22 protein-coding genes and 1 pseudogene are annotated in these 19,785 nt (G+C 68.4%); 14 read left to right on the plus strand and 9 right to left on the minus strand.

Annotated features, from left to right (window positions below; all coding sequences use genetic code 11):
• Positions 1 to 72 precede the first annotated feature (72 nt).
• The 6 genes from BLT45_RS02100 to BLT45_RS02120 are packed head-to-tail and all read left to right on the plus strand — an operon-like array spanning position 73 to position 4,787.
• Complete coding sequence (locus BLT45_RS02100; protein ID WP_093298378.1) at positions 73 to 549, plus strand: DUF2244 domain-containing protein; 477 nt, start codon at positions 73 to 75, stop codon at positions 547 to 549.
• Positions 550 to 567: 18 nt separating this feature from the next.
• On the plus strand, positions 568 to 1,503 hold the full coding sequence (gene coxB / locus BLT45_RS02105; RefSeq protein WP_093294542.1) for a cytochrome c oxidase subunit II: 936 nt from the start codon (positions 568 to 570) through the stop codon (positions 1,501 to 1,503).
• 35 nt (positions 1,504 to 1,538) lie between these two features.
• On the plus strand, positions 1,539 to 3,152 hold the full coding sequence (gene ctaD, locus BLT45_RS02110) for a cytochrome c oxidase subunit I (RefSeq protein WP_093294544.1): 1,614 nt from the start codon (positions 1,539 to 1,541) through the stop codon (positions 3,150 to 3,152).
• A gap of 19 nt (positions 3,153 to 3,171) precedes the next feature.
• A complete protein-coding gene (locus tag BLT45_RS18610) occupies positions 3,172 to 3,306 on the plus strand; it encodes a hypothetical protein (protein ID WP_255357651.1) in 135 nt (44 codons plus the stop codon).
• Positions 3,303 to 3,881, plus strand: a complete 579-nt coding sequence (locus BLT45_RS02115; protein WP_093294546.1) for a cytochrome c oxidase assembly protein — start codon at positions 3,303 to 3,305, stop codon at positions 3,879 to 3,881. The genes BLT45_RS18610 and BLT45_RS02115 overlap by 4 nt, the downstream gene beginning before the upstream one ends.
• Positions 3,882 to 3,908: 27 nt before the next feature.
• A complete protein-coding gene (locus tag BLT45_RS02120) occupies positions 3,909 to 4,787 on the plus strand; it encodes a cytochrome c oxidase subunit 3 (protein WP_093294548.1) in 879 nt (292 codons plus the stop codon).
• A 92-nt stretch (positions 4,788 to 4,879) separates the two neighbouring features.
• Here BLT45_RS02120 and BLT45_RS02125 read toward each other — a convergent pair whose 3' ends face one another.
• Entirely contained in the window at positions 4,880 to 5,101 is a 222-nt protein-coding gene (locus tag BLT45_RS02125) for a twin transmembrane helix small protein (RefSeq protein WP_056880149.1), read from the minus strand.
• Between the two features lie 102 nt (positions 5,102 to 5,203).
• Between BLT45_RS02125 and BLT45_RS02130 the strand changes: the two genes are divergently transcribed.
• The 4 genes from BLT45_RS02130 to cyoE are packed head-to-tail and all read left to right on the plus strand — an operon-like array spanning position 5,204 to position 8,634.
• Positions 5,204 to 5,926, plus strand: coding sequence for an SURF1 family protein (locus BLT45_RS02130; RefSeq protein WP_093294551.1), 723 nt, complete (start codon positions 5,204 to 5,206; stop codon positions 5,924 to 5,926).
• A gap of 26 nt (positions 5,927 to 5,952) precedes the next feature.
• Positions 5,953 to 6,525, plus strand: coding sequence for a hypothetical protein (locus tag BLT45_RS02135; RefSeq protein WP_093294554.1), 573 nt, complete (start codon positions 5,953 to 5,955; stop codon positions 6,523 to 6,525).
• Positions 6,526 to 6,547: 22 nt separating this feature from the next.
• Positions 6,548 to 7,726 carry a COX15/CtaA family protein gene (locus BLT45_RS02140; RefSeq protein WP_093294557.1) on the plus strand — a complete coding sequence of 393 codons (1,179 nt, stop codon included), beginning with the start codon at positions 6,548 to 6,550 and terminating at the stop codon, positions 7,724 to 7,726.
• Complete coding sequence (cyoE, locus tag BLT45_RS02145) at positions 7,726 to 8,634, plus strand: heme o synthase (protein WP_175455659.1); 909 nt, start codon at positions 7,726 to 7,728, stop codon at positions 8,632 to 8,634. The genes BLT45_RS02140 and cyoE overlap by 1 nt, the downstream gene beginning before the upstream one ends.
• 4 nt (positions 8,635 to 8,638) lie before the next feature.
• On the opposite strand, the gene BLT45_RS02150 is transcribed toward cyoE, so the two are convergent.
• The 3 genes from BLT45_RS02150 to dnaG all read right to left on the minus strand — a co-directional run bounded on the left by BLT45_RS02150 (position 8,639) and on the right by dnaG (position 12,930).
• A complete protein-coding gene (locus BLT45_RS02150; protein ID WP_175455698.1) occupies positions 8,639 to 9,142 on the minus strand; it encodes a protein tyrosine phosphatase family protein in 504 nt (167 codons plus the stop codon).
• 13 nt (positions 9,143 to 9,155) lie between these two features.
• On the minus strand, positions 9,156 to 11,129 hold the full coding sequence (locus BLT45_RS02155; RefSeq protein ID WP_217629521.1) for a S9 family peptidase: 1,974 nt from the start codon (positions 11,127 to 11,129) through the stop codon (positions 9,156 to 9,158).
• 67 nt (positions 11,130 to 11,196) lie between these two features.
• Positions 11,197 to 12,930, minus strand: coding sequence for a DNA primase (gene dnaG, locus BLT45_RS02160; RefSeq protein ID WP_093294566.1), 1,734 nt, complete (start codon positions 12,928 to 12,930; stop codon positions 11,197 to 11,199).
• Between the two features lie 53 nt (positions 12,931 to 12,983).
• Between dnaG and dld the strand changes: the two genes are divergently transcribed.
• The gene (gene dld / locus BLT45_RS02165; RefSeq protein WP_093294568.1) at positions 12,984 to 14,684 is read left to right on the plus strand and encodes a D-lactate dehydrogenase; all 1,701 of its coding nucleotides are present in this window, start codon (positions 12,984 to 12,986) and stop codon (positions 14,682 to 14,684) included.
• Between the two features lie 36 nt (positions 14,685 to 14,720).
• Here dld and BLT45_RS02170 read toward each other — a convergent pair.
• From BLT45_RS02170 to rpsU, 4 genes and pseudogenes are all read right to left on the minus strand, one after another.
• Positions 14,721 to 15,554: pseudogene (locus BLT45_RS02170) on the minus strand (YihY/virulence factor BrkB family protein); the annotation flags it as partial.
• A gap of 85 nt (positions 15,555 to 15,639) precedes the next feature.
• Positions 15,640 to 16,134: a GNAT family N-acetyltransferase gene (locus BLT45_RS02175; RefSeq protein WP_093294574.1), complete on the minus strand. Its 495-nt coding sequence runs from the start codon at positions 16,132 to 16,134 to the stop codon at positions 15,640 to 15,642.
• Positions 16,135 to 16,170: 36 nt separating this feature from the next.
• Entirely contained in the window at positions 16,171 to 16,617 is a 447-nt protein-coding gene (locus BLT45_RS02180; RefSeq protein WP_093294577.1) for a GatB/YqeY domain-containing protein, read from the minus strand.
• A gap of 98 nt (positions 16,618 to 16,715) precedes the next feature.
• Positions 16,716 to 16,931, minus strand: a complete 216-nt coding sequence (gene rpsU / locus BLT45_RS02185) for a 30S ribosomal protein S21 (RefSeq protein WP_002808376.1) — start codon at positions 16,929 to 16,931, stop codon at positions 16,716 to 16,718.
• A 135-nt stretch (positions 16,932 to 17,066) separates the two neighbouring features.
• Between rpsU and tsaD the strand changes: the two genes are divergently transcribed.
• Genes tsaD through folK form a run of 3 tightly spaced genes read left to right on the plus strand, consistent with a single transcriptional unit; the run spans position 17,067 to position 19,017 of the window.
• A complete protein-coding gene (tsaD, locus tag BLT45_RS02190; RefSeq protein ID WP_093294580.1) occupies positions 17,067 to 18,107 on the plus strand; it encodes a tRNA (adenosine(37)-N6)-threonylcarbamoyltransferase complex transferase subunit TsaD in 1,041 nt (346 codons plus the stop codon).
• 56 nt (positions 18,108 to 18,163) lie between these two features.
• Complete coding sequence (folB, locus tag BLT45_RS02195) at positions 18,164 to 18,523, plus strand: dihydroneopterin aldolase (RefSeq protein WP_093294583.1); 360 nt, start codon at positions 18,164 to 18,166, stop codon at positions 18,521 to 18,523.
• A gap of 2 nt (positions 18,524 to 18,525) precedes the next feature.
• Positions 18,526 to 19,017: a 2-amino-4-hydroxy-6-hydroxymethyldihydropteridine diphosphokinase gene (folK, locus tag BLT45_RS02200; protein WP_093294586.1), complete on the plus strand. Its 492-nt coding sequence runs from the start codon at positions 18,526 to 18,528 to the stop codon at positions 19,015 to 19,017.
• Between the two features lie 4 nt (positions 19,018 to 19,021).
• Here folK and BLT45_RS02205 read toward each other — a convergent pair whose 3' ends face one another.
• Positions 19,022 to 19,762, minus strand: coding sequence for a pteridine reductase (locus tag BLT45_RS02205; protein ID WP_093294589.1), 741 nt, complete (start codon positions 19,760 to 19,762; stop codon positions 19,022 to 19,024).
• Positions 19,763 to 19,785 lie beyond the last annotated feature (23 nt).

A 19,785-nucleotide genomic window follows, 5' to 3' on the forward strand; every position in this document is an offset into this window, starting at 1 on the left:
AAACTTGCCGCAAAGTGTGCCGGGAGCTACCATTTAACGGTTTTCCGCAGCCTCAACCGTGTGGCGGACGACATGATCGAAGTGGTGCCGTCAGTGTGGGACGGACACGGCGCGTGGCTCCGGCTACGGCCGCCGAGGGCGCTCTCGCGCCGCCAATTCGTGCTGTTGTTCGCGACGCTGTCGGGTGCGATGTGGATCGTCGCCATGCTGGGCTGGTGGGGAGGCAATGCCTTCGCGCCGGCCTTTGCATTGCTCCATTCGGCCATCGTGGCCATGGCGCTGCGCGCGCTGTGGCGCAGTGGCGAACGGAGCGAGGACATCCATATCGGGCCGGACGCCGTGGAGGTGAGCACCTCCCGGTCCGGGGCGGTGTTCCGGGCGCATCCGTACTGGGTACGCCTGCGCATCGAGCGGGAAGGCGAAAGGATTTCGCTGGCATCCAGCGGCAGGCAGGTCCAGGTGGGCGACTTCCTGGGACCGGCCGAACGCCGGGAGCTGGCGGACACGTTGCAGGATTTACTGGCGGCCGCGAGTGGCCGCAACCGATGACGCATTGGGGTCTAGGCAATGACGCAAGTGAATGGGATGTGGAAGCGGTTGGTGACGGCGTGCACGCTGCTGGCGATGCCGGCGCTGGCCTGGGCGCAGTCGGCGGACCCGAAGCCGTGGCAGCTGAACATGGGCAAGGGCGTCACCGCCTCGTCCCAGCACGCCTACGACGCGCACATGGTGGCGCTGTGGGTCTGCATCGTCATCGGCGTCATCGTGTTCGGCGCGATGGGCTATGCGATGTTCAAGTTCCGCAAGTCCAAGGGTGCGGTGGCCGCGCAGTTCAGCCACAACACCACGGCCGAGATCATCTGGACCGTCATCCCGGTGCTGATCCTGGTGGTCATGGCCTGGCCGGCGACCGCCAAGCTGATCGCCATGTACGACACCCGCAACGCCGAGATGACCGTCAAGGTCACCGGCTACCAGTGGATGTGGAAGTACGAGTACCTGGGCGAGGACGTCGCGTTCACCAGCCGCCTGGACCGTGAATCCGACCGCATCCGCCAGAGCGGCGAGCAGCCCGACCTGGCCAAGAACCCGCACTACCTGCTGGACGTCGACAACCAGCTGGTGCTGCCGACCGACACCAAGATCCGCTTCGTGATCACCGCCGACGACGTCATCCACGCCTGGTGGGTGCCGGCGCTGGGCTGGAAGCAGGACGCGATCCCCGGCATCGTCAACGAGGCTTGGACCGACATCAAGGAACCCGGCATCTACCGGGGCCAGTGCGCCGAGCTGTGCGGCAAGGACCATGGCTTCATGCCGATCGTGGTGAAGGCCGTGCCGAAGGCCGAGTTCGAGCAGTGGCTGGCGTCGAAGAAGCCCGCCCCGGCTGCCGCGCCCGCGCCCGTCGCCGCACCTGCGGAACCCGCGCCGGCCGATGCCGCTGCGCCGGCTGCCGAACCCGCCCCCATCGCCGAGACCCCCGCGCCGTCGGCGCAGGGTTGATCGATCGTCCGAATTAGCTTCAAGAGAGTAAGCATATGGCCAACTCCGCCGTCGACCATCACGACGATCATCACGGTCACCAGCAGAGCTTCATCGAGCGGTGGTTCTTCTCCACGAACCACAAGGACATCGGTACCCTCTACCTGATCTTCAGCTTCATCATGTTCATCATCGGCGCAGGCATGTCGGTGGTGATCCGTGCCGAGCTGATGGTGCCGGGTTTGCAGCTGGTCACGCCTGAGTTCTTCAACCAGATGACCACGGTGCACGCGCTGGTCATGATCTTCGGCGGCGTGATGCCGGCCTTCGTCGGCCTGGCCAACTGGATGATCCCGCTGCAGGTCGGCGCGCCGGACATGGCCCTGCCGCGCATGAACAACTGGTCCTTCTGGATCATGCCGTTCGCCTTCACCCTGCTGCTGGGCACGCTGTTCCTGCCGGGCGGCGCCCCCGCCGGCGGCTGGACGCTGTATCCGCCGCTGTCGCTGCAGGGCGGTGCGAACGTGGCGTTCACGATCTTCGCCATCCACATGATGGGCGTCAGCTCGATCATGGGCGCGATCAACATCATCGCCACCGTGCTGAACATGCGCGCCCCGGGCCTGGACCTGCTGAAGATGCCGATCTTCTGCTGGACCTGGCTGATCACCGCGTTCCTGCTGATCGCCGTGATGCCGGTCCTGGCCGGCGCCGTGACCATGCTGCTGACCGACAAGTTCTTCGGCACCAGCTTCTTCAACGCGGCCGGCGGCGGCGACCCGGTGATGTACCAGCACATCTTCTGGTTCTTCGGTCACCCCGAGGTCTACATCATGATCCTGCCGGCGTTCGGCGTGGTGTCGGAAATCATCCCGACCTTCAGCCGCAAGCCGCTGTTCGGCTACCAGGCCATGGTGTACGCGACCGCTTCGATCGCGTTCCTGTCGTTCATCGTGTGGGCGCACCACATGTTCACGGTGGGCATGCCGCTGGGTGGCGAAATCTACTTCATGTTCGCCACGATGCTGATCGCGATCCCGACCGGCGTGAAGGTGTTCAACTGGGTCAGCACGATGTGGAAGGGCTCGCTGTCCTTCGAAACGCCGATGCTGTGGGCCGTGGGCTTCGTCATCCTGTTCAGCATCGGCGGCTTCTCCGGCCTGATGCTGGCGATCGTGCCGGCCGACTTCCAGTACCACGACACCTACTTCGTGGTGGCGCACTTCCACTACGTGCTGGTGACCGGCGCGCTGTTCTCCATCATCGCCGCGACCTACTACTGGTGGCCGAAGTGGACCGGCCGCATGTACAACGAGTTCTGGGGCAAGTTCCATTTCTGGTGGACGATCGTGTTCGTCAACCTGCTGTTCTTCCCGCAGCACTTCCTGGGCCTGGCCGGCATGCCGCGCCGCATCCCGGACTACAACCCGGTGTTCGCGGACTGGAACCTGATCAGCTCGATCGGCGCGTTCGGCATGTTCGCCACGCCGTTCATGATGGCCGCGATCCTGTGGGCCTCGCTGCGCAACGGCAAGAAGGCCGAAGCGCGCGCGTGGGAAAACGCCAAGGGCCTGGAGTGGACCGTGCCGTCGCCGGCGCCGCACCACACCTTCACCGTTCCGCCGGTCATCAAGGATGGCGACTTGGCGCACGGCGACGTGACCCACTGAGACCGTTGAGCCGTACCGCATGAACGCCCCCGCGCTGACTCCTGAGGAACTCGCGCGCCGCCGCAAGGCGGTGCTGCGGACCGCATGGGTGATCGGCGGCATCGCGTTCGCGATCTTCGTGGGGTTCATCGCCCGCGCGGTGCTCAGCGCATGACCGCCGCGAAGTCCAACTCGGCCGGGCTGTTCAAGCTGGTGGGCGTGGCGGTGGCGGTGTTCGTGCTGACGTTCTCGCTGGTGCCGCTGTACCGCATCGCGTGCGAGAAGGTGTTCGGCATCCGCCTGGAGCAGGGTCCCGGCCAGGCCGCGGCGGTCGCCGCCGCCAAGGCCAAGCGCACGGTCACCGTGCAGTTCGACGGCGGCGTGAACTCCAAGCTGCCGTGGGCCTTCCATCCCGAGCAACTGACCATGCAGGTCGTGCCCGGCGAGCTGTACGAGGCCAAGTATTTCGCCCGCAACGACAGCGAGCGCCCGATCGTGGGCAGCGCGGTGCCGTCCGTGGCGCCGGCGCGCGCGTCGGGCTATTTCACCAAGACCGAGTGCTTCTGCTTCACCGCCCAGACCCTGCAGGCCGGCGAAAGCCGCGACATGCCGGTCCGCTTCATCGTGGACCAGGACCTGCCGCCGGAAGTGAAGACGATCACCCTGTCGTATACCTTCTTCAAGAACGATGCACTGACCGCGCAGATCGGCACGGGCAACGCATCGCCCTCGCCGCTCGCGGCACCCTGATCACGCTTAGCAACCGGAAGCCACGCCATGGGACAAACCCATTCGCCAGACGCCAACATCTACTTCGTGCCGCACAGCTCCAAGTGGCCGTTCGTGGGTTCCATCGCCATGTTCGTCACCATGGTGGGCGTGGCCAACTGGCTCAATGACTCCGCCTGGGGCATGTGGGCGTTCTACGCCGGCGTCGTGATGCTGTGCGCCACGCTGTTCATGTGGTTCGGCGACGTGATCCGCGAGTCGGTCAGCGGCCACTACAACCGCCAGGTGGACGTGTCGTTCCGCATGGGCATGGTGTGGTTCATCTTCTCCGAAGTGATGTTCTTCGCGGCCTTCTTCGGCGCGCTGTTCTACGCCCGTACGCTGGCGTTGCCGTGGCTCGGCGGCGAAGGCGACGGCGTGATGACCAACAGCCTGCTGTGGGAAGGCTTCTCGGCCGCGTGGCCGAGCGCCGGTCCGGGCCAGGTCGGTGGCCAGTTCCAGACCATCCCGGCCTGGGGCCTGCCGCTGATCAACACGCTGATCCTGCTGACCTCGGGCATCACCATCACCATCGCGCACCACGCGCTGAAGGCCGGCAACCGCAAGCAGCTGCTGATCTGGCTGGGCGCCACCGTGCTGCTGGGCTGCACGTTCCTGTATTACCAGGCCGAGGAATACGTCCACGCCTACAAGGAACTGAACCTGACGCTGGGCTCGGGCATCTACGGTTCGACGTTCTTCATGCTGACCGGCTTCCACGGCCTGCACGTGACGCTGGGCACCATCATGCTGGCGATCATCTGGTTCCGCTGCGCGAAGGGCCACTTCACCAAGGACAACCACTTCGGCTTCGAGGCCGTGGCGTGGTACTGGCACTTCGTGGACGTGGTGTGGCTGGGCCTGTTCCTGTTCGTCTACGTGCTGTAAGCGCGGGCGATCCGCACGAAGTAAGGGCCGGCAATGCCGGCCCTTTTCTTTTGCAGGTTGGCGCGGCCGGTGGCGCGCGGGACAATGCGTGCTCAGCCGGGATTGACGCCGTGCGGCTGGATCCAGCCCATCTTGATGGCCAGGATCACCAGCAGGATCAGCCCGACGGACAGGGCGATGCGGCGGGTGAGCGCATTGACGGTGCGCTTGCTCTCGCTCTTGTCCACCAGCATGTAGTACAGGCCCGCGCCGAGGTTCCAGACGATGACGATGAGGAAGGCGATGATCAGCAGGGTTTTCAGCGAATCGTTCATGGCGTCCTCGAGGGGTACCGCATCGGCAAGGCGCGCATTATCGCTCCGCCGGGGTGAGCCCGTAGTGGGTGCGACATTCGGACGCAGCCCGTGAGCCGGCGCATGCCGCTGCCGGTCGGCTGGACTCTGGCCGTGCTGGCCATGTCGCTGTTCGGCAGTCTGGGAGCCTGGCAGCTGGGGCGGGCGGACCAGAAGGAGGCCATGCTGGCCGAGACCGCGCGCGTGCTGGCCGACCGCCAGCCGCAGCCGCTGGCCATCGCCGCGGACGAGGCGCGTGCGGACCGCTACGACTGGACCGTCGGCGAAGGCCGCTTCGCGCCGGTGCCGGCGATCCTGCTCGACAACCAGACCCGCGACCGCCAGGCGGGCGTGCGGGCGTTCCGCGTCTTCCTACCGGCCGGGGGTGGCACGCCGGTGCTGGTGGAACTGGGCTGGCTGCCGGTTCCAGGCGACCGCCGCATGCCGGTGGTGCCGTTGCCGGAACGCGATCTGCGCGTGGCGGGCCTGCTGGTGCCGCCGCCGTCGGAGGGCATCGCCCACGCCGCACCGAGCGCCCAGCCCGATGGGAGCCTGCTGGTGATCGCCCTGCAGCGGGACGCCTTGAAGGAGGCTCTTGCGTTGCCGGCGCTGGCGCCACGCGTGCTGAAGCTGGATCCGGACCGCCCGCTGGGCTACGCCCGCGACCTCGACATCCTGCCCAACACGTTGCCGCCGGAGCGCCATATCGGCTACGCCGTGCAGTGGTTCGGGCTGGCCGCCGCAGTGTTCGTCACCGCGCTGGTGCTGACCTGGCGGTCCCGGCGTGCGGCCCGACAGGGGCATTGAGCGGCCTGGCGTGAGAAAATAGCGGCATGGACCCCAATTCGTTCGATCCCGCCCAGCGGCGCCGCGGGCGCTGGATGCTGGTCGCCCTGTTTGCCCTGTTCTTCGGCACCGTGTTCGGCGCCGGCGTGCTGCGTTTCGCCGGCTGGCAGCCGGCCGCCCACAAGAATCATGGCCAGATGCTGCAGCCCCCCGCCGACGCGCGCGCCATCGTGCCCGTGTTGGCCGATGGCAGTCGCTACGACTGGAATCCGGCCGAGCGCGGCTGGCGCATCGTGGTCGCGCCGCCGGCCAGCTGCGCACAGGCGTGCCTCGCGCTGGCGACGGACCTGGACAAGGTCTGGCAGCTGTTCGGCCACAACGCCGGCGAGGTCGACATCCTGTGGATCGGCGCGTATCCGGAAGGCGCGCCGCGCCACTCGGCGCTGCGCCTGGTCCGCGCCGACGATCCACTGCGCGCCGCACTGCCGGAGGTCGACGATCCGGCCGGCGTGCCGGTGTACGTGATCGATCCGCACGGCTTCGTGATCCTGCGCTACGCGCCCGGCTTCGATCCCGGCCACCTGCGCACCGACGTTTCCAAGTTGCTCAAGCTGATCTGAGCCGCACGCACGACCCTTGCCCATGACGACTTCCTCCGACCGTACCGAGATCGCGCGTCCCGTGATCTATCGACCCGCTGTCTACAAGCATTTCCATCGCATCGCCTGGCTGGCGGTGGCACTGACGCTGTGTGTCGTCGTGTTCGGCGCCTTCGTGCGCCTGTCCGACGCCGGCCTGAGCTGTCCGGACTGGCCGACCTGCTATGGCCGCGCCGCATGGCCGAAAGCGGTCGATGAGGCGGCCTCGCACGTCGCCAGCGAGATCCGACCGTTCGAAACCCACAAGGCGTGGCGCGAGCAGGTGCACCGCCATCTCGCCGCATCGCTCGGTGTGCTTGTGCTGGTCCTCGCGCTGCTGGCCGCACGTCGCCGACGCTGGGGCATCGCGCAGATCCTCGTCGCCGCGGGCCTGGTCGCCGCCGCGATCCCGCTGTACATGCATGGGGAGCACGGCGCGGCATCCGCGCTGGCGATCCTGGGCGAGGCGGTCCTGCTGTTCGCCGCGCTGCGCTGGTCGAACATCGACCTGGCGCGCGCCGGTGCGCTGACGCTGGCGGTGATCATCTTCCAGGCCCTGCTCGGCATGTGGACGGTGACGTGGCTGTTGAAGCCCCTCGTCGTGATGGGCCATCTGCTCGGCGGCCTGACCACGTTCTCGCTGCTGGTGTGGATGGCGTGGCGCGCCACCGATCGCCCGATCACGCTCGCCGATTCGGTCGTGCTGCGGCGCTGGCTGATCGGCGGGCTGGTGCTGCTCGGCGTGCAGATCGCGCTGGGCGGCTGGGTGAGCGCGAACTACGCCGCACTCGCCTGCGGTCTCGACTTCCCGAAATGCGTGGGCCAGTGGGCGCCGCCGGCGGACTTCCGCGAGGGTTTCGTGCTGTGGCGCGGGATCGGCGTGGACTACGAGGGCGGCGTGCTCGATGGCGCCTCGCGCATCGCCATCCAGCTGACCCACCGCGTCATGGCAGTGGTCGTCGCGCTCTACGTGCTGGCGATGGCGCTGCGCCTGTTCCGCACGCCGGGCATGCGCAGCTGGTCGCTGACGCTGGCCGTGCTGGTATGCGCGCAGGTCACCCTGGGCATCCTCAACGTGAAGCTCAACCTGCCGCTGCCGGTCGCCGTGGCGCACAACGCGGGCGCAGTGCTGCTGCTGTTCACCATGGTCTCGCTGACCGCACGTTTGCGCAGGCCCGACTGATGGCTTCGACGTTCCGCCAGTACTGGGACCTGACCAAGCCGCGCGTGGTCGCGCTGATCGTGTTCACCGCGCTCGTCGGCATGTTCCTCGCGATCGACGGTCTGCCCGACAGCGAGCAGGTGCTGCGCGGCGCGCTCGGCTTCCTTGGCATCTGGCTCGCGGCCTCGAGCGCGGCGGCGATCAACCAACTGCTGGACACGCGCATCGACGCGAAGATGGCGCGCACCTCGTGGCGCCCGCTGGTGCAAGGCCAGGTGAAGCCGTGGCAGGCGCTGGCGTTCGCGCTGGTGCTGGCGGCGCTGTCGATGGCGATCCTGGTGTTGTGGGTCAACACGATCACGGCGATCCTGACCTTCGCGTCGCTGATCGGCTACGCCGTGGTCTACACGGTGTTCCTGAAGCGCGCCACGCCGCAGAACATCGTCATCGGCGGTATCGCCGGTGCGGCGCCGCCGCTGCTGGGCTGGGCCACGATGACCGGCATGCAGGGCGAGTGGGACTGGCCGCATGCGCTGCTGCTGGTGATCATCATCTTCGTCTGGACGCCGCCGCACTTCTGGGCGCTGGCGATCTTCCGTCGCGAGGACTACGCGCGCGCACTGGTGCCGATGCTGCCGGTGACGCACGGCGTGACGTACACCCGTTGGCAGATCCTGTTCTACACGGTGCTGCTGGTGGAAGTGACCGTGCTGCCGGTGGTGTTCGGCATGAGCGGCTTCTTCTACCTGGGCGGCGCGCTCGTGCTGGGCTCGGTGTTCCTCTGGTACGCCTGGCGACTGCTGAACCCGCCGGACGAGTTCTTCGCGATGCGCGTATTCAACTACTCCATCGTCTACCTGATGGCGCTGTTCGCGTTCCTGCTCGCCGACCACTGGGTGATGCCGCTGCTGCGGCCGGCGATGGCGTAACGGCTTACTGCGTTTCGACCGGCGAGGGGGTGGCGAGCTGCTCTACCACCACCGGTTCCAGCGACTTCAACCCGGCGGCGCGACCCAGCGCCAGTGCCTCGTCCGCGGGCAAACCGTCGATCTGCGCCGCGCCCAGTGCGAGCAGGGCACCGACGCGGTTACCGGAGGCGCAATGCAGCAGCACGCCGCCTTCGCGATCCTGCAGCAATGTGTGCAGAGCCTTGGCCTTCTCCGCGCTGATGTCGTCCTTGCCGCTGATCGGCAGCGCGATGTAGGCCATGCCCAACGCTTCGGCCTCGCGGGCCTCATCGAAGCCACGCGCTTCCTGCGGCCCCCGCAGGTCGATGACGGTGCGCACGCCTTCGTGCTTCAAGCGCTGCAGGTCTTCGGCGGTCGGCTGCCCGCCCGTGTGCAGGCCGGCCTTCGGTTGGGCGAAGTCGCCGGCGTATCCCGGTGTGCCGGCCAGGATGAGGACAGCGAGGGCGAACAAGCGCGCAAACGGTGTCATGACGGGTCTCCGTTCAATCCAGCAGATGCTGCTGCCAGAACAGGATGCTCGCCGCACCGAAGTAGTCCGCGTTGCTCTTCTTGCGGAAGCCGTGGCCCTCATCGTCGAACATCAGGAACCACACCGGCTCGCCGCTCGCGCGCACGGCCTTGGCGATCTGTTCGGCTTCGGTGTACGGCACGCGCGGATCGTTGCGGCCCTGGGCGACGAACAGCGGCGCCTTGATCCGCGCCGCGTTGCGCAGCGGCGAGATGCGGTCGAACACCGCCTTCATCGCCGGATCGCGCTCGTCGCCGTACTCGGCACGGCGCAGGTCGCGCCGGTAGCTTTCGGTGTGGGTCAGGAAGGTGGTGAAGTCGGAGATGCCGACGACGTCGATGCCGGCGCGGATGCGGTCGCTGTAATGCGTCAGCGAGGCGAGCACCATGTAGCCGCCGTAGCTGCCGCCCACCACGCCCACGCGCGAAGCGTCCAGTTCCGGCTGTTGCGCGATCCAGTCCAGCAGCGCGCCGATGTCCTTGACCGAATCCTCGCGCTTGTCGGCGTTGTCCAGCGACAGGAACGTCTTGCCGTAGCCGGTGGAGCCGCGCACGTTCGGCACGATCACCGCCACGCCCAGTTCGTTCACCAGGAACTGCGTGCCCGCATTGAACGAAGGCACGGATTGCCCTTCGGGCCCACCGTGGATGCTGATGATGACGGGCAGCCGGCGGCCGGCCGGCACTTTGGCCGGCACGTAGTAGAACGCCGGGATGGTGCGCGGCTTGCCGCCCACCTGATCGAACGTGGGATAGCGCACCAGCGAAGGCGACACGAACTTCATCGTATCGAGGCCACCCACTTCACTCTGCGTCCAGCGCACCAGTGAGCGGTCGGCCAGACCGATCACGTAGACGTCGCTGGGCGAGGTGGAGGTGTTCAGCGTGATCGCCAGGCGCGTGCCGTCCGGCGAGAACTCGCCGCCGTCGACGACGCCCACCGGCAACTCCGGCAAGGCGACGGGGCGATGGCTGGGCAACGCCAGCAGGTGCGCCTTGCCGATGCCGTCCTCGTTGGTGAAGTACACCAGGTGCCTGCCATCGTGCGACAGCGCGAAATCCTCGACGTCCCACGGCACGTCGGCGGTCAGTACCTCGAGTTTGCCGGTGGCCGGATCGTGGAAGCGCAGGCGACTGAACTCGCTGGGCTGGCCCGCGACGGGCTCGTCGGAAATGAAATAGACGCCCGTGCCGGAGAGCGCATAGGCGAAGCGGCCGAACGCCGCCTTGCCGCCATCCACCGGGAACGTCTCCAGCTTGCCCGTGGCCAGGTCCACTGCGCCCGGATAGGACTCGGTGGCGGATACGTAGCGCGATACCAGCAGCTCCTTGCCATCGGGCGAGAAATCCAGCGGGCTCCACGAACCGCCGGCGGACAGCAGCAGGCGACTCGTGCCCGCACGGGTGTCGCGCAGCCAGATGTCGCGATCGGTGCCGTTGCGTGCGGTGCTGGCGTAGGCGAGCAGCGTGCCGTCGCGGTTGATCACGGTGCCGCTGTTCTGGCTGCGCTTGCCGTCGGTCAACAACGTGGTCGAGCGGGTCTGCGCATCGAACCAGTAGAGCTGCGAGAACTCGTCGCCGCCCTTGTCCTTGGCGAACACGAAGCCGTCGCGCCAGGCCTGCGGCGGCGCAGGCGTGAGGCCGGCGACCGGCTCGGGATAGAACGTCAGCTGCTCCCGCATGCCGAGCGGCTGGCAGACGCGGTGCGCCTGGTTGGTTTCGGCGAAGCGGGTGCCGATCAGCAGGCAGCCGTCCTTGGTCCATCCGGCCAACGCTGCGCCACGCGTGTTCTGGTAGCGATTGAGGCGTTCCAGCAGATCGCCCGGGATCTCCGGCACGTTCTCGCTGACGCGGTTGCCCACGTGCTTGCGTTCGACGGGCGCGGCTGGGGCCGCCATCGCGTTACCCGTGAGGGCGAAGAGGACGGCGGTCAAGACGATCAGGCGCATGGGAACTCCGTGGCGAGTCGATGCCCGGAGTCTAGGCCGCGGCGCCCGCCACGGAAACCGGGCGCGCTCAGTGACGGCCGATGCGGGCCTGCAGCAGGGTACGCAGTTCGTACTTGTCGGCTTCGTCGAGCCCGACGTTGCGTTGCTTGGCCTGCAGTTCCTCAAGCCGTTGCTGGAGCATCTGCTTCTCGAGCTGCACGGCGGCGTCGAGCAGCTCCATCCGCCAGCTTTCTTCATCGCCGGGGAGCTCCTGCATCGCCAGCTTCTGCAGCGCGGCGGCTTCGTCGCGTTCGACGAAATGCTCGAGCAGCACCCCGGTGGTGATATCGGGGCGCGCGTGGACCAGTGCGATCAGTTCCAACAACAGCTCCATGCCGGGCAGACGCAGGCCCGAAAAGCCGTGCGTCGACTCGATCGCCAGCGCGAGCGCGGGCTTGTGCAACAGGCGCACGATGATGTGGCGGACGAGGCTCGGCTTCTGGCCCGGGTTCGACGCGGGCGGACGGCGGGTCGGCGCGGGTGCGGCCGATGGCGTCGCACCGCTGCCGGCGCCCACGCCCGTCACCACGGTGAGTTGCTGGCGCATCAGGTCGCCGAACGCACCATCGGGAATCTGTGCCAGCAACGGGCGAGCGCGCTCGGCCAGGCGTGCCCTGCCGTCGAGCGTGGACAGCTTGATGTCCTTGCCCAGTTCCTGGAAGAAGAACTCCGACAGCGGCATCGCCTGTTGCAGGCGCGCGTCGAACCCTGCGGCGCCTTCCTGCCGCACGATGGTGTCGGGATCCTCGCCATCGGGCAGGAACAGGAAGAACGCCTGCCGACCGTCCTTCATGCGCGGCAGCACCGATTCCAGTGCGCGCCATGCGGCGCGCTGGCCGGCGGCGTCGCCATCGAAGCAGAAGTACACGTCGGGCGCATTGCGGAACAGCAGCTCCGCATGCTCCGGCGTAGTCGCCGTGCCCAGCGTGGCGACGGCTTCCTTCACGCCGAATTGGAACAGGGAGACCACGTCCATGTAGCCCTCGACCACCACCAGCCGCGCGATCTTCTGGTTGGCCTGCTTCACCTGCCACAGGCCGTACAGCTCGCGGCCCTTGTGGAACAGCGCGGTCTCGGGCGAATTGAGGTACTTCGGGCCGTCGTCCTTCTGCAGCACGCGGCCGCCGAAGGCGATCACGCGGCCGCGCCGGTCGTGGATGGGGAACATCACCCGGTCGCGGAACTTGTCGTAGACGTGGCCGCGGTCGTTCTTCGAGAACAGGCCGGCGCGGTCGAGCAGCTTCATCCGGCGCTCGTCGGTACCCAGCGCATCCTTCAGCGCCGAATACCCGTCCGGCGCGTAGCCGATCATGAACTGCGTGCGGATCGCCGCATCCACGCCGCGGCCATCGAGGTAAGCCTTCGCCTTTTCGCTGCCCTCCAGGTTGCGCTGGAAGAAGCGCGCCGCCGCTTCCAATGCATTGAACAGGTCGCGGGTGTCGTTGTTCTCGTTGCGCTGCTGGGTCTCGCGCGGCACTTCCATGCCGTTGCGGCGCGCCAGCTCTTCCACCGCATCGAGGAACTCGAGGCGGTCGTAGTTCATCAGGAACGACAGCGCGGTACCGTGCGCGCCGCAGCCGAAGCAGTGGTAGAACTGCTTGGTCGGCGACACCGTGAACGACGGCGAGCGTTCGTCGTGGAACGGGCAGCAGGCCGAATATTCCTTGCCTTGCCGCTTCAGCGGCACGCGCCCGCCCACCACCTCGACGATATCCGTCCGGGCGAGCAGTTCGTCGATGAAGGCGTCGGGGATGCGGGCCATGGATCGCATAGGATGCCACGCAGGCGCCGCTGGCCGCGCGTTACCATGCGGCCATGCCCCGGAACGCTTTGTCCGACAACGCCCTGCTGGCCCGGTTGCGCCAGACGGTGGGCGCCACGCAGGTGCTGACGGGTGCGCGCGCGACCCGCCGCTACCGCAAGGGGTACCGTTTCGGCGACGGCCCGGTGCTGGCGGTGGTGCGACCCGGCACGCTGCTAGAGCTGTGGCGCGTACTCGAAGCCACGGTGCAGGCGGACGGGATCGTGCTGATGCAGGCGGCGAACACCGGCCTGACCGGCGGCTCCACCCCCGATGGCGACGGCTACGACCGCCGCATCGTGCTGGTCAGCACGCAACGCCTGGCGGGCGTGCAGGTGATCGACGAAGGCCGGCAGGTGGTCTGCCTGCCGGGCGCCACCCTGGATGTGCTGGAGAAGACGCTGGCCCCACTCGGGCGTGAGCCGCACTCGGTGATCGGGTCCTCGTGCATCGGCGCATCGGTGATGGGCGGCGTCTGCAACAACTCCGGCGGTGCGCTGGTGCGGCGCGGGCCGGCCTACACCGAGCTGGCGTTGTATGCGCAGTTGGGTGCGGATGGCGCGCTACGGCTGGTCAACCATCTCGGCATCGCCCTGGGCGACACGCCGGAGACGATCCTCACGCGCCTGCAGGCCGGCGACTACGCGGACGGCGACATCGCCCGCGATGACGCGCGCGCCGCGTCGGACACGCACTATGCATCGCACGTGCGCGACGTGGACGCCGCCACGCCCGCCCGCTACAACGCCGATCCCGCGCGCCTGCACGAAGCGTCCGGCTGCGCCGGGCGGCTGGCGGTGTTCGCGGTGCGGCTGGACACGTTCGAGAAAGATGAAGCGTCCGTCTTCTACATCGGCAGCAACGTGCCGGACGATCTCACCGACGTGCGCCGTCACCTGTTGACCGCGTTCGAGCGGCTGCCGATCTCGGGGGAATACATCCACCGCGATGCCTTCGATGTCGGCGACCGCTACGGCAAGGACACGTTCCTGCTGATCGACCGCTTCGGCACCGACAAGGTGCCGGCCGCGTTCGCGTTGAAGAGTCGCATCGATGGCTGGTGCGAACGCTGGGGCCTGCGAGGCCTGACCGACCGCATGCTGCAGCGGATCGCCGGATGGCTGCCGGACCACCTGCCGCCGCGGTTGCGCGATTACCGCGCGCGCTACGAACACCACCTGCTGCTGAAGGTCTCCGCGCGCGATGCCGGAGCCACCCGCGCCTTCCTCGACACGTTCTTCGCCGAGCGCGAGGGCGCATTCTTCGCCTGCGACGCCGACGAAGGACGCAAAGCCTTCCTGCACCGGTTCGCCGTCGCCGGTGCCGCGGTGCGCTATCGCGAAGTGCATCGCGACGCCGTGGAGGACATCGTCGCGCTCGACGTGGCCCTGCGTCGCGACGATCGCGCATGGGTGGAAAGCCTGCCGGCGGCGCTGGCCGACACGATGGTCGCACGGCTCTACTACGGGCACTTCTTCTGCCACGTCTTCCACCAGGACTACATCGTGCGGCGGGGCACCGATCCGCTCGCCGTCGAGCACAGGCTGTGGGCGTTGCTGGATGCGCGCGGCGCGGAGTATCCGGCCGAGCACAACGTCGGCCACCTCTATCCCGCAAAGCCGGCGCTGGCCGCGTTCTACCGCACGCTGGACCCCACCAACACGTTCAACCCCGGCATCGGCCAGACCAGCAGGCAGCGCGACTGGGCGGGGTGATCCTCAGGCCGATGCCTGTGCGTGCGCCAGCCGGCGGGCGCGCTGGCGTTCGTCGATCACCGCGGTGATCAGCGCGCCGGCGAAGAACACGACGCTCGCGTAGTAGATCCAGACCAGCAGCAGGACCAGCGCGCCCATCGAGCCGTAGGCACTGCCCGGCGCGGCTTCGGCCAGGTACAGGCCGATCAGGTAGCGCCCGCCCGCGAACAGCAGCGCGGTGATCGCGCCGCCGAGGAACGCGCGCGACCAGGCCACCCGGCGGTCCGGCAGGTAGTGGTAGAAGAAGGCGAAGGCGAGCGCATACAGCAGCAGCGTGCTGGTGTAACCCAGCGCCGGCAGCAGCGAAGGCAGGCGCGCGAAGGCCACCTGCAGCGCGGTGGTGGCGATCATCGACACGAGCAGGAGGAAGCCGATCGCCAGCACCACGCCGAGCGAGAACACCCGCTTCTTCAACCACGCCATCAGTCCGTTCAGGCGCTGCGCATCGGTGCGGAAGATCAGGTTCAACGCGCCCTGCAGCTGGGCGAACACCACGGTGGCGCCCACCAGCAGCAGGCCGGTGCTCCACAGCCCCGCCAGCGAGCCGATGTCGGGCCGCGCGTCGGCATTGCGGATGATGGTCCCGGCGACGGCCGCCGCCTCGGGCCCGGCCAGCTGGCCGATCTGGTCCAGCAGCGACTGCTGCGCGGGCGGATACAGCGAGGCCGTCAGCCACAGCAGCAGGATCAGCAGCGGCGCGAGCGACAGCAGGGCATAGAAGGACAGCGAGGCGGCCTGGGTCATCAGATCCGTCTCGATGAAGCGTTTCAGCAGTGCCACGGGCAGGCTGCGGTGGGCGCGTTCGCCGAAGTGCTGCAGGCGCGCACGGATCGCGGGGAGGCGGGCGGGCGTAGGCATGGGCCGAGGGTCGCCCGGCGCGCGTCAGCGTCGCGTTATGGCCGTGTCGCGAGGATGTTCAGGCGTCCTGCGCGGCCAGGGCCTGCAGGGCGGCGCCGCTGACCCGCTGCACGGTCCACGCGTCCAGGCCGGTGGCGCCGAGGCGGCGGTAGAAGTCGATCGCCGGGGTATTCCAGTCCAGCACCGACCACTCGAAGCGGCCGCATCCGCGTTCCACCGCCAGGTGCGCCAGGTGCACCATCAGCCGCTTGCCCAGCCCCAGGCCGCGATGGGACGGCAGAACGAACAGGTCTTCCAGGTACAGGCCGGGCTGCCCGAGGAAGGTCGAGAAGCTGTGGAAGAAGAGGGCGAAACCGGCGGGCACGCCATCGGCTTCGGCGATGACGACTTCGGCGGCGGGCCGGTCGCCGAACAGGTGGCGTTCCAGCAGGGCCGGCGTGGCGACGGCTTCGTGGGCGAGCTTTTCGTACTCGGCCAGGCCGTGGATGAAAGCGAGGATCTGCGGGATGTCGGCGCGGGTGGCCGTGCGCAGGGTGATCGAGGGCGTCTCCATGGCCTCAGGATGCCATGGAGGACGCCCGGGTCGGGCTCAGCCCGCCAGCTTCTTCTTGATCAGTGCGGACACCAGGCCCATGTCGGCCTGGCCGGCCAGGCGCGGCTTCAGCACGCCCATCAGCTTGCCCATGTCGGCCGGGCCCGAGGCGCCGGTCTCGGCGACGGCGGCGTCGATGGCGGCCAGGATCTCGGCTTCGCCGAGCTTGGCGGGCAGATAGGCGTCGATCACGACGATCTCCGCGCGCTCGACGGCGGCCAGATCCTCGCGGTTGGCGGCTTCGTACTGGCTGACCGAGTCCTTGCGCTGCTTGACCATCTTCTCCAGCACGGCCAGCACGGCGGCGTCGTCCAGCTCCACGCGCTCGTCGACTTCCTTCTGCTTGATCGCGGCGTTGATCAGCCGGATCACGCCCAGGCGGTCCTTCTCGCCGGCCTTCATGGCGGCCTTCATGTCATCGGTGAGCTGCTGTTTCAGGGACATGGGTGACTCCTGCGGAGGGGGATGGGCGCCCACGGGCGCCAAAAACACAAAAAGCCGGCGACGCTTGCGCGTGCCGGCTTCTCGCGAAGCGACGCGGCTCAGTACAGGCGCTGGCGCTTGGTGACGTCGCGCGAGCTGCGGCGCAGCTGGCGCTTCACCGCGGCGGCGGCCTTGCGCTTGCGCTCCTGGGTCGGCTTCTCGTAGAACTCGCGCTTGCGGGTTTCGGCCAGGACGCCGGCCTTTTCGCAGGTGCGCTTGAAGCGACGCAGCGCAAACTCAAACGGCTCGTTTTCGCGGACTTTGACGCTGGGCATACGTAATCTCGGTGGTCTAAACGGCCCGGTCACGCCGGGTGAGCCGCGTATTATAGCGACCACGGCCGCCGCTGCAACCCACCCCGCGCACCTGGCCGGCTTGCCCCTCCCGACCCCGGACCCCACATCGTCCCCATGAAAGTCCTCGGCATCGAAACCAGCTGCGACGAAACCGGCGTGGCCGTCTACGACACCGGCCTGTCCGGCGCCGCCGGCCTGCGCGCCCATGCGGTCTACAGCCAGATCGCCCTGCACGCCGAATACGGCGGCGTGGTGCCGGAACTGGCCAGCCGCGACCACGTGCGCAAGCTGCTGCCCTTGATCCGGCAGACCCTGGCCGAGGCCGGCCTGGGTACGCAGGACCTGGGCGGGGTGGCCTACACCGCGGGCCCGGGGCTGGTCGGGGCGTTGCTGGTCGGGGCCGGCGTGGCCCGGTCGCTGGCCTGGGCCCTGGACGTGCCGGCCGTGGCCGTCCACCACATGGAGGGCCACCTGCTGGCCCCGCTGATGGAGGACGACCCGCCGGAACCGCCGTTCGTGGCGCTGCTGGTCTCCGGCGGCCATACCCAGTTGGTGGCCGTGGATGCCATCGGCCGCTACCGCCTGCTGGGTGAGACCCTGGATGACGCCGCCGGCGAGGCCTTCGACAAGACGGCCAAGATGATGGGTCTGCCGTATCCCGGCGGTCCCCAGCTGGCCAAGCTGGCCGAGCAGGGCACGCCCGGCCGGTTCAGGTTCGCCCGGCCGATGACCGATCGCCCCGGCCTGGATTTCAGTTTCTCCGGCCTGAAGACGCAGGTGCTGCTGGCCTGGCGCGACAGCGACCAGGCGGCGCAGACGCGCGCCGACATCGCGCGCGGTTTCGAGGATGCGGTGGTCGACACGCTGGCGATCAAGTGCGAGCGCGCGCTGGATGCGGCGGGCAGCGACATCATCGTCGTCGCCGGCGGCGTGGGCGCCAACAAGCGGCTGCGCGGGAAGCTGCAGGAGATCGCCGCCAAGCGCGGTGGCCGCGCGTGCTTCCCGCGCCCGGCGCTGTGCACCGACAACGGCGCGATGATCGCCTTCGCCGGCGCGCTGCGGCTCGAGGCCGGCCAGCACGAAACGCCGGAAGTGAAGGTCACGCCGCGCTGGGACATGGCCACGCTGCCGCAGGTGGTCGCGCGCGCGGGATGACGGGCGTGCCACGGTTTGCCGTTACCATGCGCGCACTCCGTCACCAGTAGCCCGTCATGGACATCGTTTTCATCGAAGACCTGCGCATCGAGACCGTCATCGGCATCTACGACTGGGAGCGCGGCATCCGCCAGACCGTGGCGCTGGACGTGGAAATGGCCTTCGACAACCGCGTGCCGGCCGCGAGCGACGACATCGCCCACACGCTGGATTACAAGGCGGTGTCGAAGCGGCTGATCTCGTTCGTCGAAGAGGCGAACTTCGGCCTGGTCGAAACGTTGGCCGAGCGCTGCGCCGGCATCATCCGCGACGAGTTCGGCGTTGCCTGGGTGCGGCTCAAGCTCAGCAAGCCCGGCGCGGTCACCGGTGCCCGCAACGTCGGGGTGACGATCGAACGCGGCACGCGACCGGACTGAGCATGGGCCTCGCCTATCTGAGCCTGGGCAGCAACGTTGCGCCCGAACACCACCTGCGCGTGGCCATCGACGCCCTGCGCGCGCGCTTCGGCCAGGTTCTGCTGTCGCCGGTCTACCGCACGCGCTCGGTGGGCTTCGACGGCACCGATTTCCTCAATGCCGCCGCGGTGATCGAGAGCGATCTCGACCCGTTCGCGCTCAACGACTGGCTGCATGCCCTCGAGGACGCGCACGGTCGCGACCGCAGCGGTCCGCGTTTCTCCGACCGTACGCTGGACATCGACATCGTCTTCTACGACGACCTGGTGTTGCAGGGCCCCGGCAACCTGCGCCTGCCGCGCGACGAGCTGAAGCACGCGTTCGTGCTGTTGCCGCTGGCCGACATCGCGCCCGACAAGATCGATCCGCGCAGCAGCATGACCTTGCGGGCGCTGTGGGACGCACACCCGGATCGCACGTCGCCGCCCGAAGCGGTGGCGATCGACGCCGGCTGACGCCTCAGCCCAGGGCGCGGCCGCCGTCGACGTGCAGGGTCTGCCCGGTCACGTAGCCGGCCGTCTCGCTGAGCAGCCAGGCAACGGTCGCGGCGATATCGGCCGGTTCGCCGACGCGTCCCAGCGGCGTCTGCGCCAGCAGACGGGCTTGCACGGCGGGATCGATGCCGCCGTCGGGCCAGAGGATCGCGCCGGGCGACACCGCGTTGACGCGCACCTCCGGAGCCAGCGACACCGCCAGACCGCGCGAGACGGCGAGCAGTGCCGCCTTCGAGGCCGCATAGACCGCCAGGTCCGCGCGCGGCCGTTCGGCGTAGATGTCGGCGATGTTGACGATGGCGCCTCGTGCCGCCTTCAGGTGCGGCGCGGCCGCCTGGGCGAGGAAGAACGGTGCGCGCGCGTTCACCGCGAACAGCTCGTCCCATTGCGCTGCCGTGGCGGTGCCGGCCGGCGTGGGATAGAACGCCGACGCGTTGTTGACCAGCGCATCGAGGCGACCGAAGTGGCCGACGGTCCGCGCGACGAGCTCCGGCAGACGGTCGAAGTCGGCGAGCTCTGTTTGCAGTGTCAGCGTGCTGCCTGGACGGGCGGCATCCAGTTCGTCGGCCAACGCCTGCATGTCGGCGGACGAGGTGCGGTAGTGCAGGGCGAGGTCGTTACCGTCGGCGTGCAGCCGGCGCGCGATGGCCGCACCCACGCGCCGGGCGGCACCGGTGATCAGGACGACGCGACGCGAGGCGGACATGGTGGGCTCCCGTGCAATGGCGA

Source organism: Pseudoxanthomonas sp. CF385, assembly GCF_900104255.1.
GTDB lineage: Bacteria > Pseudomonadota > Gammaproteobacteria > Xanthomonadales > Xanthomonadaceae > Pseudoxanthomonas_A.

What these genes read in the sequence shown, in the direction of transcription:
- BLT45_RS02100 (WP_093298378.1), top strand. Translation starts at nt 73, where the DNA reads ATGATCGAAGTGGTGCCGTCAGTGTGGGACGGACACGGCGCGTGGCTC.
- BLT45_RS02205 (WP_093294589.1), bottom strand. Translation starts at nt 19,762, where the DNA reads ATGTCCGCCTCGCGTCGCGTCGTCCTGATCACCGGTGCCGCCCGGCGC.
- BLT45_RS02180 (WP_093294577.1), bottom strand. Translation starts at nt 16,617, where the DNA reads ATGTCCCTGAAACAGCAGCTCACCGATGACATGAAGGCCGCCATGAAG.
- rpsU (WP_002808376.1), bottom strand. Translation starts at nt 16,931, where the DNA reads ATGCCCAGCGTCAAAGTCCGCGAAAACGAGCCGTTTGAGTTTGCGCTG.
- ctaD (WP_093294544.1), top strand. Translation starts at nt 1,539, where the DNA reads ATGGCCAACTCCGCCGTCGACCATCACGACGATCATCACGGTCACCAG.
- coxB (WP_093294542.1), top strand. Translation starts at nt 568, where the DNA reads ATGACGCAAGTGAATGGGATGTGGAAGCGGTTGGTGACGGCGTGCACG.
- folK (WP_093294586.1), top strand. Translation starts at nt 18,526, where the DNA reads ATGGGCCTCGCCTATCTGAGCCTGGGCAGCAACGTTGCGCCCGAACAC.
- BLT45_RS02125 (WP_056880149.1), bottom strand. Translation starts at nt 5,101, where the DNA reads ATGAACGATTCGCTGAAAACCCTGCTGATCATCGCCTTCCTCATCGTC.
- BLT45_RS02120 (WP_093294548.1), top strand. Translation starts at nt 3,909, where the DNA reads ATGGGACAAACCCATTCGCCAGACGCCAACATCTACTTCGTGCCGCAC.
- folB (WP_093294583.1), top strand. Translation starts at nt 18,164, where the DNA reads ATGGACATCGTTTTCATCGAAGACCTGCGCATCGAGACCGTCATCGGC.
- BLT45_RS02130 (WP_093294551.1), top strand. Translation starts at nt 5,204, where the DNA reads ATGCCGCTGCCGGTCGGCTGGACTCTGGCCGTGCTGGCCATGTCGCTG.
- BLT45_RS02115 (WP_093294546.1), top strand. Translation starts at nt 3,303, where the DNA reads ATGACCGCCGCGAAGTCCAACTCGGCCGGGCTGTTCAAGCTGGTGGGC.
- BLT45_RS18610 (WP_255357651.1), top strand. Translation starts at nt 3,172, where the DNA reads ATGAACGCCCCCGCGCTGACTCCTGAGGAACTCGCGCGCCGCCGCAAG.
- BLT45_RS02135 (WP_093294554.1), top strand. Translation starts at nt 5,953, where the DNA reads ATGGACCCCAATTCGTTCGATCCCGCCCAGCGGCGCCGCGGGCGCTGG.
- cyoE (WP_175455659.1), top strand. Translation starts at nt 7,726, where the DNA reads ATGGCTTCGACGTTCCGCCAGTACTGGGACCTGACCAAGCCGCGCGTG.
- BLT45_RS02140 (WP_093294557.1), top strand. Translation starts at nt 6,548, where the DNA reads ATGACGACTTCCTCCGACCGTACCGAGATCGCGCGTCCCGTGATCTAT.
- BLT45_RS02150 (WP_175455698.1), bottom strand. Translation starts at nt 9,142, where the DNA reads ATGACACCGTTTGCGCGCTTGTTCGCCCTCGCTGTCCTCATCCTGGCC.
- BLT45_RS02175 (WP_093294574.1), bottom strand. Translation starts at nt 16,134, where the DNA reads ATGGAGACGCCCTCGATCACCCTGCGCACGGCCACCCGCGCCGACATC.
- dnaG (WP_093294566.1), bottom strand. Translation starts at nt 12,930, where the DNA reads ATGGCCCGCATCCCCGACGCCTTCATCGACGAACTGCTCGCCCGGACG.
- BLT45_RS02155 (WP_217629521.1), bottom strand. Translation starts at nt 11,129, where the DNA reads ATGCGCCTGATCGTCTTGACCGCCGTCCTCTTCGCCCTCACGGGTAAC.
- tsaD (WP_093294580.1), top strand. Translation starts at nt 17,067, where the DNA reads ATGAAAGTCCTCGGCATCGAAACCAGCTGCGACGAAACCGGCGTGGCC.
- dld (WP_093294568.1), top strand. Translation starts at nt 12,984, where the DNA reads ATGCCCCGGAACGCTTTGTCCGACAACGCCCTGCTGGCCCGGTTGCGC.